This window comes from Streptomyces sp. NPDC057271, assembly GCF_042668715.1.
Lineage (GTDB): Bacteria > Actinomycetota > Actinomycetes > Streptomycetales > Streptomycetaceae > Streptomyces.
The window spans coordinates 27,445-39,319 of sequence record NZ_JBHUYJ010000072.1 but is presented as its reverse complement, the minus strand read 5'-3'; the positions used below and the strand labels follow the sequence as shown (position 1 = coordinate 39,319).

At 72.4% G+C, this 11,875-nt stretch carries 11 protein-coding genes; 6 read left to right on the top strand and 5 right to left on the bottom strand.

Annotated elements, in window-relative coordinates; translation table 11 throughout:
- Window positions 1-87 precede the first annotated feature (87 nt).
- The 3 genes from ACFUJR_RS27260 to ACFUJR_RS27250 form a co-directional block, all read right to left on the bottom strand.
- Window positions 88-666, bottom strand: a complete 579-nt coding sequence (locus ACFUJR_RS27260) for a TerD family protein (protein ID WP_383170077.1) — start codon at window positions 664-666, stop codon at window positions 88-90.
- A 149-nt stretch (window positions 667-815) separates the two neighbouring features.
- Entirely contained in the window at window positions 816-2,954 is a 2,139-nt protein-coding gene (gene uvrB / locus ACFUJR_RS27255; protein WP_383170079.1) for an excinuclease ABC subunit UvrB, read from the bottom strand.
- Between the two features lie 72 nt (window positions 2,955-3,026).
- On the bottom strand, window positions 3,027-3,971 hold the full coding sequence (locus ACFUJR_RS27250) for an MHYT domain-containing protein (protein ID WP_383170081.1): 945 nt from the start codon (window positions 3,969-3,971) through the stop codon (window positions 3,027-3,029).
- 198 nt (window positions 3,972-4,169) lie between these two features.
- Between ACFUJR_RS27250 and ACFUJR_RS27245 the strand changes: the two genes are divergently transcribed.
- Both ACFUJR_RS27245 and ACFUJR_RS27240 read left to right on the top strand, forming a co-directional pair.
- A complete protein-coding gene (locus ACFUJR_RS27245; RefSeq protein WP_383170082.1) occupies window positions 4,170-4,703 on the top strand; it encodes a methylated-DNA--[protein]-cysteine S-methyltransferase in 534 nt (177 codons plus the stop codon).
- A gap of 166 nt (window positions 4,704-4,869) precedes the next feature.
- Window positions 4,870-6,117, top strand: a complete 1,248-nt coding sequence (locus ACFUJR_RS27240) for an MFS transporter (RefSeq protein WP_383170132.1) — start codon at window positions 4,870-4,872, stop codon at window positions 6,115-6,117.
- Between the two features lie 211 nt (window positions 6,118-6,328).
- Here ACFUJR_RS27240 and ACFUJR_RS27235 read toward each other — a convergent pair whose 3' ends face one another.
- Complete coding sequence (locus ACFUJR_RS27235) at window positions 6,329-6,685, bottom strand: cupin domain-containing protein (protein WP_383170084.1); 357 nt, start codon at window positions 6,683-6,685, stop codon at window positions 6,329-6,331.
- Window positions 6,686-7,279: 594 nt separating this feature from the next.
- Between ACFUJR_RS27235 and ACFUJR_RS27230 the strand changes: the two genes are divergently transcribed.
- From ACFUJR_RS27230 to ACFUJR_RS27215, 4 genes are read left to right on the top strand one after another with little or no spacing between them, the layout of a single operon-like run.
- The gene (locus ACFUJR_RS27230) at window positions 7,280-8,140 is read left to right on the top strand and encodes a hypothetical protein (RefSeq protein WP_383170086.1); all 861 of its coding nucleotides are present in this window, start codon (window positions 7,280-7,282) and stop codon (window positions 8,138-8,140) included.
- A complete protein-coding gene (locus tag ACFUJR_RS27225) occupies window positions 8,124-9,302 on the top strand; it encodes a hypothetical protein (RefSeq protein ID WP_383170088.1) in 1,179 nt (392 codons plus the stop codon). Before ACFUJR_RS27230 ends, ACFUJR_RS27225 begins: the two co-directional genes overlap by 17 nt.
- A gap of 49 nt (window positions 9,303-9,351) precedes the next feature.
- Entirely contained in the window at window positions 9,352-10,272 is a 921-nt protein-coding gene (locus tag ACFUJR_RS27220; RefSeq protein WP_383170090.1) for a pseudouridine-5'-phosphate glycosidase, read from the top strand.
- Window positions 10,269-11,165: a carbohydrate kinase family protein gene (locus ACFUJR_RS27215; protein WP_383170091.1), complete on the top strand. Its 897-nt coding sequence runs from the start codon at window positions 10,269-10,271 to the stop codon at window positions 11,163-11,165. The genes ACFUJR_RS27220 and ACFUJR_RS27215 overlap by 4 nt, the downstream gene beginning before the upstream one ends.
- On the opposite strand, the gene ACFUJR_RS27210 is transcribed toward ACFUJR_RS27215, so the two are convergent.
- On the bottom strand, window positions 11,162-11,809 hold the full coding sequence (locus tag ACFUJR_RS27210) for a uridine kinase (protein ID WP_383170093.1): 648 nt from the start codon (window positions 11,807-11,809) through the stop codon (window positions 11,162-11,164). The genes ACFUJR_RS27215 and ACFUJR_RS27210 overlap by 4 nt on opposite strands.
- Between the last annotated feature and the right edge of the window lie 66 nt (window positions 11,810-11,875).

Below are 11,875 nucleotides of genomic sequence, written 5' to 3'. Positions count from 1 at the left end.
TCAAGCCCACCTCCTCGCACTACTCGGCATCGACGAAACCCGCCCCCGCTGGCTGGACACCTGAAACACCATGTGCGAAGTCCGGGCCTAGAGGTGCGGCAGGATCGCGGGCATGAGGTCCTGGAACGTCCGGCCGTTGGCCGGGTTGCCGAGGGCCGTCATCTTCCAGCCGGAGCCCGCCCGGTGCACCTTCGCCATGATCTGCGCGGTGTACTGGCCGCCGCCGTCCAGGGTGTAGCGCGCGAGCTCCTGGCCGGTGGTCTCGTCGACGATCCGGCAGAAGGCGTTCTGCACCTCCTGGAACGTCTGTCCGGTGAAGGAGTTCACCGTGAAGACGATCTGGTCGATGTGGACCGGCACGCGCTGGAGGTCGACGAGGATCGACTCGTCGTCGCCGCCCTGACCGGCGCCGCCCACCAGGTTGTCGCCGGTGTGCCGGACCGAGCCGTCGTCGCTCACCAGGTGGCGGAAGAAAACCACGTCCACCGGCTGCTTGTCGGCGAAGAGCACCGCGGAGGCGTCCAGGTCGACCTCGCGCGTACGCGAACCGAACAGGCCGCGCCGGGGCGCCGCCTGCCAGCCGAGCCCCATCCGTACGGACGACAGGTCGCCCCCGCCCTGCTTCTCCAGGCTGATGGCCTGACCCTTGGTCATGTTGACCGTCACGCGCTGTCCCCTCTCCTAGCGATCCCCGCGGCCGCCTCGCTGTGCGTGCGGTTTCCCAGCACCCTACGCAGCGGCAGTGACAACGCAGCAGACCTGGCCGCGTTTTGTGTCGGTCTTGCAACACACCGGACGGGCGAGCGGCCGGGACGTCAGGCGAGTCCCGCCTCCTTCATCTGGCGCAACTCCTTCTTCAGCTCTCCCACCTCGTCACGGAGCCGTGCGGCCACCTCGAACTGCAGCTCCGCCGCGGCGGCCCGCATCCGGTCGGTCATCTCCTCGATGATCGCGGCCAGTTCGGTCGCCGGGCGGTCGCCGAACTCGACCGTGGAGCCCGCCCTGCCGCCCTTGGCCCTGCCCTTCGTCGAGTGCGCGGCGAGCGAGGGGACGGGTGCCTTGGCGCCCTTGCCGTCCTTCGCCTGCCGGTAGCCGGTGCCGAGCAGCTGCTCGGTGTCGACCTCCTCGCGGGCGATGGTGGCCACGATGTCGTTGATCTTCTTGCGCAACGGCTGCGGGTCGATGCCGTTGGCGGTGTTGTACGCGATCTGCTTCTCGCGGCGCCGGTTCGTCTCGTCGATGGCCTTCTCCATGGCCGGCGTGACGGTGTCCGCGTACATGTGGACCTGTCCTGAGACGTTGCGCGCCGCGCGGCCGATGGTCTGGATCAGCGAGGTGCCGGAGCGGAGGAAGCCCTGCTTGTCGGCGTCGAGGATGGCGACGAGCGACACCTCGGGCAGGTCGAGGCCCTCACGGAGCAGGTTGATGCCGACCAGGACGTCGTACTCGCCGGCCCGCAGCTCGCGCAGCAGCTCGATACGGCGCAGGGTGTCCACGTCGCTGTGGAGGTAGCGGACCTGGATGCCGAGCTCCAGGAAGTAGTCGGTGAGGTCCTCCGACATCTTCTTGGTGAGTGTGGTCACGAGGACCCGCTCGTCCCGCTCGGTCCGCAGCCTGATCTCGTGGACCAGGTCGTCGATCTGGCCCTCGGTGGGCTTGACGACGACCTCGGGGTCGACCAGGCCGGTGGGGCGGATGATCTGCTCGACGAAGCCGTCGCCGCGCGACAGTTCGTACGTCCCGGGGGTGGCCGAGAGGTAGACGGTCTGACCGATCCGCTCCTGGAACTCCTCCCACTTCAGCGGGCGGTTGTCGAGCGCCGAGGGCAGCCGGAAGCCGTGGTCGACCAGGGTCCGCTTGCGGGAGGCGTCGCCTTCGTACATCGCTCCGATCTGCGGAACGGTGACGTGCGACTCGTCGATGACGAGCAGGAAGTCCTCGGGGAAGTAGTCGAGGAGCGTGTTGGGCGCGGAGCCGGGCTCGCGGTCGTCGAAGTGCATCGAGTAGTTCTCGATGCCGGAGCAGGAGCCGATCTGGCGCATCATCTCGATGTCGTACGTGGTGCGCATGCGCAGACGCTGGGCCTCCAGCATCTTGCCCTGCTTCTCCAGCTCGGCGAGCCGGGTCTCGAGCTCGCGCTCGATGCCGTTGACCGCCTTCTCCATGCGCTCGGGTCCCGCCACGTAGTGGCTGGCGGGGAAGACGTACAGCTCGCGGTCCTCGCTGATGACCTCGCCGGTCAGCGGGTGGAGCGTGGAGAGCGCCTCGATCTCGTCGCCGAACATCTCGATGCGGACGGCGAGCTCCTCGTAGACCGGGAAGATCTCGATGGTGTCGCCGCGGACCCGGAAGGTGCCCCGGGTGAACGCCAGGTCGTTGCGCGTGTACTGGATGTCGACGAAACGGCGCAGCAGCTGGTCGCGGTCGATCTCCTCGCCGACCTTGAGCGGGACCATCCGGTCCACGTACTCCTGGGGCGTGCCGAGGCCGTAGATGCAGGAGACGGAGGCGACCACGACCACGTCCCTGCGGGTGAGCAGCGAGTTCGTCGCGGAGTGGCGGAGCCGCTCGACCTCCTCGTTGATGGAGGAGTCCTTCTCGATGTAGGTGTCCGACTGCGGGACGTACGCCTCGGGCTGGTAGTAGTCGTAGTACGAGACGAAGTATTCGACCGCGTTGTTCGGCAGGAGCTCGCGGAACTCGTTGGCCAGCTGGGCGGCCAGCGTCTTGTTCGGCGCCATCACCAGGGTGGGGCGCTGCAGCTTCTCGATCATCCACGCGGTGGTCGCGGACTTTCCGGTGCCGGTCGCGCCGAGCAGGACGACGTCCTTCTCGCCGGCGCGGACGCGCCGGTCGAGTTCGGCGATCGCCGTCGGCTGGTCGCCGCTGGGCTGGTAGGGGCTGACGACCTCGAAGGGCGCCACCGTACGTTCGATCTGGGAAACGGGCCGCATGGAACCACCGTACGACCCCCCACCGACAGTCGGGCGGGGAACGCCTCAGGGCCTGCCCCCAGGGCCCCTTGCTCACCACTCCTGGGAGCGGTGGGCACCCCGTCCCGCGCTGCCGGCGCGGCCGCGGTCCGCGCGACCTCGCCGGCCTCCCCTGACGCCCCTGACTCCGCGGTCGGCGGGCTGCCGGGCCGACCAGTTCGCGGGCTCGCCGTAGGCGGGGGCGCGGCGCTGGGCCGGCACTCCGGGACGGAGCGGACCGTGTGCCGAGGGCCGCTGCCAGTCCGGGTCGCCCATCACGAGCAGCGGGTCGAACATGACGACGACCGCGGCGAGGAGCAGGAAGACGGCCGGGCCGACCAGCATCGGCAGCAGGAGCGAGGTGGCCGTGTCGCCGCCCGTGACGGGGCCGGAGTCGTGCACATGGACGTTGACGGCCGCCATGGCGGTGTAGTGCATACCACTGACGGCGAGGCCCATCACCAGGCTGGCTCCGAGGCTGGCCAGAAATCCATGGACCGAGACGGCCGCCCAGAGCGCGGTGGTGGCCGCGACGACGGCTATCACGACGGAGAGGGCGACGATGGGGGTGTCGTAGTCGATCGTCCCCTGGAACCTCATGCCCGCCATGCCCAGGTAGTGCATGGTGGCGACGCCGAGGCCGGTGATGGTGCCGCCGGTGACGAGGGTGAGCGGGGTGGCTCCGCGGTGGCCGACGATGAAGATGCCGATGCCGACCATCAGGATGGCGACGCCCAGGCTGGCGAAGGTGATGGGCCGGTCGTAGCTGATGGGCGCCTGGCGGACGGAGAAGCCCATCATCGCGATGAAGTGCATCGTCCAGATGCCCGTCCCTATCGCCGTCGCTCCGAGGGCGAGCCAGCCCGCTTTGAAGGTGTCGCGGTGACGCAGGGATCTCGTCGTGCAGCGCAGGCCCAGGGCGCCGCCGAGGCAGGCCATGAGGTAGGCGGCGACCGGGGTGACGAGGCCGTAGCTGAATCCGTCGACCGTGCCCTGCATGAGCGTCTGTACCTCCAGCCGTGGGGCCCATGTCGTCCGAAAACAGTCGGTACCGCTGAGTAGTAGTACTACCGGGGCGAGATTATGGCGCGCGGCGGGCCGTACGACCATGAGGTCCGGGAATTGCCACGGGTGAGACCGAGACGAGACCCGGCCGTGATGGCCGCGATGTCAGTGCCCGGCCGTACCGTGATCGTCATGGACACCACGGTGGAATGGACGGTCGTGCCGAGCGGCATCGGTCCGCTGATGCTCGCGGCGACGGAGCGCGGTCTGGTGAGCGTGGTCTTCCACGCCGACGAGGCGGTTCGGGAGACGGCGGTCGGCCGGCTGGCGGGGCAGCTCGGCGCGGAGCCGGTGGAGAGCGCGTCGGGGCGGCTCGCCGAGCCGATACGGCAGCTCGCGGAGTACTTCGAGGGTGGCCGGCGCGCGTTCGACCTTGCCCTGGACTGGACGCTGACGACGGGCTTCAACCGCCAGGTGCTGCGTGAGCTGGCCGAGGGTGTGCCGTTCGGGACGGTCGTCGGGTACGGGGACCTGGCGAAGCGGGTCGGGCAGCCGGGCGCCGCCCAGGCCGTCGGGGCGGCGATGGGCGCCAATCCGCTGCCCGTGGTGGTGCCGTGCCATCGGGTGGTGGAGAGCGACGGCGGGATCGGTGGCTTCGGGGGCGGACGGGAGACGAAGAGGACGCTGCTGGCCCTGGAGGGCGTACTGCCGCAGCCCCTCTTCTGAGGTGGCGGCGACGGCGTGAGGAGACATCCCGCGAGGCGCCCGCGCGGGTGTGCGGTAGGCCTCCTCGCGGGTTGTGCGGGCGACGTTCTCAAGGGCGGGGTCGGCTGGCACACTCTCGTCAGTGACCAAAGCCCCCGATGCCCCTGACGCCGCACGTCCGGCGGAGATACCCGCCCCCGCCGCCGCACCCGTGCCACCGGCGCTCCGGCGGCGGATCCAGGCCGTGCTGATCGCCACGCAGATCCTCGGCGGACTCGGTATCGCCACCGGCATCGCCCTCGCCGCCGTCCTGGCCAAGGATGTGAGCGGCACGGAAGCCCTGTCGGGCCTCGCCTCGACGGCCACGGTGGCCGGCCCCGCGCTGCTCGCCATGCCACTGGCCGCGCTGATGGGATCACGCGGGCGGCGCCCCGGACTCGTCCTTGCCTATCTGATCGGGGCACTGGGCGCCGGAGTCGCCGTCCTCGGGGCGGTCGTGAACAGCTTCCCCCTGCTCCTCGCGGGCCTGGTCGGTTTCGGCGCCGCCTCCTCGGCCAATCTCGCGGCCCGGTTCGCCGCGGCGGACCTGGCCGAACCGCATCACCGGGGCCGGGCCATCTCCACCGTCGTCTGGGCCACGACGATCGGCGCCGTCCTCGGCCCCAACATCGCCGCGCCGGCCGGGGAGAGCGTGGCCGGACTCGGCATCCCGGCGACGGCCGGCCCCTTCGTCTGGGCGGCCGGCGCGTTCCTGATCGCCGCGCTCGTGGTCGCGCTGCTGCTCCGACCCGACCCTCTGCTCACGGCGCGCGCCCTGGCCGCCCCGGAGGAGGACCAGGGGGCCGAGAGCCGCTCGCTCAGAGCGGGCGTGAGGGCCGTACGGAAGTCCCCGGGGGCCCGCCTCGCACTGGTCACCGTGACCGCCTCGCACACCGCGATGGTCTCGATCATGTCGATGACCCCCGTGGCGCTGAGCCACCACGGTGCCGGCATCCAGCTGATCGGCCTCGTGATCAGCGGACACATCGCCGGCATGTACGCCTTCTCCCCGGTCATGGGATGGCTGTCGGACCGCCTCGGCCGGCTCTCCGTCATCGGCCTCTCGGTCGGACTCCTCTCCCTGGCGGCGCTGCTCGCGGGCACGGCGGGCCCCAGTCACGGGCAGACCGCTGCGGGGCTGTTCGTCCTCGGCCTGGGCTGGTCGGCGGGCCTGGTGTCGGGCTCGGCGCTGCTCACGGACTCGGTTCCGCAGGCCGCGAGGGCTGCGGTACAGGGCCTGTCGGACTTCATCATGAACACCGCGGCCGGCCTCGGCGGCCTGATGGCCGGGCTGATCGTGGCGCGCGCGGGCTACGGCTGGCTGAACCTGGTCGGCGCGTGCCTGCTGCTGCCGATGGCGGCGCTGGCCGCACGCGGAGTGCTGCGACGGGGCTGAGGGGCGGGGGGCTGAGGGGCGGGGGGCTGAGGGCCGGCGGGGCTGAGGGGGCGGCAGGGCTGACGGAGCAGCAGGACCGAGGGAGCGGCGGGGCTGAGGGAGCAGCGGGCGCCAGCAGCTCGCGGCGGCCGAGCCGGTGGCCGACCCGGCAGCCGACCCGCACCGTGCGCCGCGCCGACCGGGCTCTCGACTCCCCCTCCCCGCACCGGATTCAGAGGCTGATGTGGTACGCCTTGCGCAGCGTCTCGTGGACGGTCCAGGTGGTCCGGTCCCCCTCACGCAGCACGCACGCGTCACCGGGCCCGATCTCCAGCGTGGCACCGCCCTCGACGGCGACGGTGGCCCGCCCGCTGACGACGACGAAGAGTTCGTCGGCCTCGGTGTCGGTGACCACTCCGGGGGTGATCTGCCAGATACCGCGCACCTGCTTGCCGTCGGCGGACTCCCAGAGGACCTTGCCGGTCACCTCGGGCGTTCCCGAGACGATCTGGGCGGGGTCGAGCGGCTCGGGGGCGAGCTCGGCTTCGGGGATGTGGACGGCGAACGAGGGCTGGTCATGTGTCGTCATGGCCGGTGACTGTAGCGGGGGCTCCGGGCCGCTTCACCGTCAGGACCAGCTGGAACACTTCCCTCCGCTTCGCCCCTGACCAGCCGACTTCACCGGATCCACGGCCCGCGACGAAATCCGAAGCACCATTGGAGCCAGCGCCGCGCGGGTCCGGCCGGGGCTCCCGGACGAGGCCGCGGGCGGGGTCTCGCGTCCACCCCGGCGCGATCGGGAAGAGGCCGTCGCCGCGCCGGGCGGGAGGGAGCCGACGGTCGGCCACCGATTCCGAAGGAGTGGTCGCGGCGGCCAATCGGCGTACGTCCGGTCGTAGTCGGACCCTCGGACGTCGTACAAGTGGCAGATGGACACTTCGGCCCCCTCGGGGGCGGAACCGCTCATGGGCGCACACTGCCGAGGCCTGTGTCTCGGCGCCGCACGGCTGGAGTACAGGGTCGGCGGGACAACCGGTGGATCGTTGTTCTCGCAGGTCACCGCAGGCGCCTTTGGTGCGCCCAATGTTGGTCGGACGGAATCCTCCGAGCCCTCTGTCACACCTGGCGTGTGCGCGTCAAGCTCGCTCCGTGTCCCCTCCCCCACCCTCGACAGGAGAGTGCGATGCCCGCGTCGTCCTTCACCCCTCGCAAGGCCCCCCGCACCGCCACCGTCCTGACCGCCGCCGCGCTGCTCGCGGTCCTCGCGGCCGCGCCCCCGGCGCAAGCCGCCTCCGAGCCCACGGCCCGTGAGCCGATAGCCCCCGGCGCCTCCTACAAGGCTGCGTACGACACCCTCGGGCCGCAGCGCCTGACCCCGGCCCAGCAGAGACTGAGCGACGCCAAGCAGGCAGCGGCGACCAGAGCGTTCGACGAGGTCCGCACCCGGACCGCGTTCGCCGGCTACAAGCTCTCCGGTGGCGTCCACCAGTCCCAGAAGACCTCGTACTGGTGTGGCCCGGCCACCCTCGTGATCACCCAGTCCGCCGCCGACGAGGTCGCCGGCCGCTCCCAGCAGGACGCGGCGAACCTCCTCAGGACGACCACCAGCGGCACCGCCTGGTACGGCGTCAACATCAACGTGCCCAGCCCTACGGGCTATCCGATGGCCGACGCGCTGAACCACCGCCTTCCCGGGGCCGGCTACGTGCCCCGCGCGCTGCCCTACACCCCGTCCGCCACCGACAAGGCGAACTTCCGGCAGCACATCACCCACAACACCGACCGCGACTACGCGATAGCGGGCAACGCCTGGGAGGTGCCGGGCGGCCCCCACCTCGTGGGCCACCCCAACGTGGAGATATTCCACTGGGTCGCGATCGACGGATACAACACGGACACCGCCGCCGGACAGGTCAACTACCTCGACCCCGTGGGCGGGGTGAGCACGAGCGTGATCTCGTGGGCGGGTTCCGTACCCAAGTCGGCGCGCATCTCGTCCGACACCATCACCACCATCATGGGCGGCCGTGGGTACGTCTGGTAGGTCCTGCTCCCCGGTCGGCGCACGGGCGGCGCTGACCCTGCTGCTGGCGGGCACCCTCGTCGCGGGGTGCTCGTCGACGCGGCACAGCGGCCCGGAACCGACACCCCGCATGTCGTCCGCCCCGGCGCCCCGGCCGACCGCGCTCACCGTCGCGTGCGAGGTGAGGCTGCCCGCGGCCTGGCGCTCCGAGCTCGCCGCGGGCGAACTGCGGGCCCCGGCGGGTGAGCGGGCGATGCTCACCGACACCGGCCCCGGCTGGACGGCCGTCCAGCTCAGCGGCGCCGACCGCAGGCGGGCGGCGCTGGTGGGCGGCGGCGGAGCCCCGCGCACCCTGCTGGCGCTCGCCGACCCGGTCGAGCACCAACTGCTCGCAGCCGACTTCGACGGCCGCCGGTGGGCCGCGTTCGCCGTCCTGGAAGGACGGACGCTGGACAGCCCGTGGAGTCTGTACGTGTGGGACGCCGAGACGGGCTCGTCGCGGCGGCTCGCCCGGGCCGACCGGCCGGGCCCGCTCCCCCAGCCCGTCGTCCGCGACGGCACCGTCCACTGGGCGCAGGGGGTCGGAAACGGCAAGGCCACTGTGTACGCGGCCGCTGCCTCGGGCGGCGCCCCCCGCGCCCTGCACACGGGCGTCGTCGACGCGCCCTTCGCGGTGGGCGGACTGCTGGTCTGGCGCGAGTCCACGGGCTCCGGCACCCGGCTGGCCGCCGTCTCGCTCAGGGACGGGCGGCCCGCAGAGCTGCCGGGCCCCCTGGCCGCGCTCCGGGACGTCCGCTCGGTCGTCGCCGACGGCGGAGGGAACGGATCCGGTGGCGGCACGTGGGCCTGGGTGGCGGGCGAGGCCGAGCCGCGCCTGATGGTGTGGCGGGAGGGCGACGCGCGGCCCACGGCGGTCGTCACCACGTCCCCGGCCGTCGACGGCATGGACCAGCTGCGGATCAGCGGCCGCCTGGTCACCTGGCGCACCCCGGAGACGTCGTACGCGCTCGACCTCGGCACGGGCTCGTACACGCGGATCACTCCCGCGTACGGCTACGCGCAGGCCAGGGGCGGGGCGCTGGCGGTCGCGTACAGCGTGGGCGACGCCAAGGCCGACGGCTCCAGGCCGGTGATCCAGGTGGTCGACGCGGCGCGGCTGCCCGCCCTGCCGCGGTGTGGCTGAACCTCGCCACCCAGGTTTGAGTGGTGCGTGAGTGCGCCAGAAATGGGACATGTCCACACAGGTGTACGAAGAGGTGCGGGAGGCGCTCCACGAGGGCCGGCCCGTCGTCGCGCTGGAGTCCACGATCATCGCCCACGGTCTGCCGCGCCCGCGCAATCTGGCCGTTGCAGGAGAGCTGGAGGCCCTGGTGCGGGCGGAAGGCGCCGTGCCTGCGACGATCGCGGTGATCGACGGGGTGGCCCATGTCGGCCTCGACGAGAGCGGGTTAGCCAGGATCGCGGAGGACCCAGCCGTGCGGAAGCTGGGCCACCGCGACCTGGCACCGGCGCTCGCGACCGGGGCGACGGGGGCGACGACGGTCTCCGCGACGGCGTGGCTGGCGGACGCGGCCGGCATCCGGGTCTTCTCGACCGGCGGGCTCGGCGGCGTGCACCGGGAGTGGACCGAGACGCAGGACGAGTCGGCGGACCTGCGGCTGCTCTCCCGGGTCGGGGTAACGGTGGTGTGCGCGGGGGTCAAGTCGATCCTCGACGTCCCCGCGACGCTGCAACGGCTGGAGACCCTGGGTGTGACGGTGGTGGGGTACGGGACGGAGCACTTCCCGGGGTTCTATCTGGCCTCGTCCGGGGAGCCGGTCGACTGGACGCTGCGCACGCCCGAGGAGGTGGCGGGCGTGATACGGGCCCAGGACGCGCTGGGCGGGCCGCGTGGTGCGATGATCGTCGCCAACCCGGTTCCGGTGGCACAGCAGTTGGACCCGGCGCTGCACGACCGGGTCCTCGCCCAGGGCCTCGCGGCGGTGAAGGAGAAGCGGATCACGGGACAGGCCGTGACGCCGTTCCTGCTGGAGTACCTGATGGTGCACACGGACGGGGCGTCCCTGGAGGCGAACCTGGCGGCGGTGCGCGGGAACGTCGGGCTCGGGGCACGGATCGCCGCCGCGTACGCCGGCGTCGGCGTCGGCGCATGAGCGGTCTGCTGGTCGTGGGCGACGTGGTCACCGACATCGTCGCCCGGCACGGGACGCCGCTCGCGCCGGCGACCGACACGGCCGCCGAGATCCGGCGGCTGCCCGGCGGTGCGGGGGCCAACGTGGCCTGTTGGGCGTCGCGTTCGGGCGGTGCGCCGGTGGCCCTGCTCGGCCGGGTCGGCACGGACGAGGCCGGGTGGCACGACAGGGCGCTCCGCCGGGCGGGCGTGCGGCCGATGCTCGTCCCGGACGGCGAGGTCGGCACGGCGACGGTGATATCCCTGGTCGACGCGGAAGCCGAGCGGACGTTCCTGACCGACAGCGGAGCGGCCCTGCGCCTCTCCCCCGCCGACTGGTCCGACGCGTTCCTCGACGGGACGGCTCGTCTCCATCTGTCGGGGTACCTCTTCTTCGCCGAGCCGAGCCGCGCGGCCGTGCTGCGGGCGATGCGCGGCGCGCGGGAAGCGGGGATCCCGGTGAGCGTGGACCCGGCTTCCGCGGGTTTCCTGAAGCAGTTGGGCGCGGAGCGGTTCCTCGCCGCCGCGCACGGGGTGGAGGCGCTGTTCCCGAACGTCGACGAGGCTCTGCTGCTCACGGGGTGCGCCGCGCCGGAGGAGGCGGCCGCGACCCTGAGCCGGGCGTTCCCGCTGGTCGCGGTCACCCTGGGAGCCGGGGGCGCTCTGGTCGCCGAGGCGGGGGCGGTCACGGGCCGTGTCGCGGCTCCGGAGGTGTCGCCGGTGGACTCCACGGGCGCGGGTGACGCGTTCACGGGGGCGTTCCTGGCTGCCCTGCTCTCGGGCGCGGACGCGCGCGAGGCGTCCGAGGCGGGCTGCCGGGCCGGAGCGGAGGCGGTGACCGTGGTGGGCGGGCGGCCGCCGACGGCGCGCCTCTAGGGCAGGTCCTGGCCGGGGAGGCCCGTCCAGGCCGGGTGGCGCGGGTCGTCGGCGCGGACGACCACGTCGGCGGCGTCGGACGGCCCGGTCTCGTTCTCGTACCGCTCGAAGGCGGGCAGGGTCCAGGGCTCCTCGCTGCGGCGGGCGAGGGCTCCGGGCGAGAGGCGCAGATGCACGGTGACGTCGAAGGGGAACCAGTGCCCGAGGAGGAACGGCCCGTGCACCACGAGCACTCCGCCGGGCGGCAGCTCCACGTAGGGGCTGCGGGTGGCGCGGTCGGTGACCGGGTCCCACAGGTCGGGCAGGACGCGCCCGGTGCCGCCTGCCTCCAGGGGTCCGAACACCTCGCGCCACAGCGCGCCGGTGTCGAACCACTCGCCGTAGTACGAGTCGGGGTCCTGCTTCCCGTGCTCGTACCGGAGGGACGCGGGCCGCAGGAATCCTCCCGTTCCGACGACGAGCACGGACCGGCCGCACAGCCGCAGCGCCTCCGCGATCCGCTCCGCGGTCTCCCCGGTCGGCGCCGCGGGCGCGCCGTCGACGGCGACTTTGAGCCATGCGCTCCCATCACCGGGGGTGGCGCCGTCGACATGCGCGGCCAGGGTCTCGGAGAGTCGCTCCCAGGTGATCGCTTCGAATCGCACGGACGTGACCTTGCCATACGCGCACGGCGGTTCGCCGCAGGGGCATCAGCCCTGCGCGCACTCCGG

What these genes read in the sequence shown, in the direction of transcription:
- ACFUJR_RS27230 (WP_383170086.1), top strand. Translation starts at nt 7,280, where the DNA reads ATGCCCGCGTCGTCCTTCACCCCTCGCAAGGCCCCCCGCACCGCCACC.
- ACFUJR_RS27235 (WP_383170084.1), bottom strand. Translation starts at nt 6,685, where the DNA reads ATGACGACACATGACCAGCCCTCGTTCGCCGTCCACATCCCCGAAGCC.
- ACFUJR_RS27215 (WP_383170091.1), top strand. Translation starts at nt 10,269, where the DNA reads ATGAGCGGTCTGCTGGTCGTGGGCGACGTGGTCACCGACATCGTCGCC.
- uvrB (WP_383170079.1), bottom strand. Translation starts at nt 2,954, where the DNA reads ATGCGGCCCGTTTCCCAGATCGAACGTACGGTGGCGCCCTTCGAGGTC.
- ACFUJR_RS27245 (WP_383170082.1), top strand. Translation starts at nt 4,170, where the DNA reads ATGGACACCACGGTGGAATGGACGGTCGTGCCGAGCGGCATCGGTCCG.
- ACFUJR_RS27220 (WP_383170090.1), top strand. Translation starts at nt 9,352, where the DNA reads ATGTCCACACAGGTGTACGAAGAGGTGCGGGAGGCGCTCCACGAGGGC.
- ACFUJR_RS27250 (WP_383170081.1), bottom strand. Translation starts at nt 3,971, where the DNA reads ATGCAGGGCACGGTCGACGGATTCAGCTACGGCCTCGTCACCCCGGTC.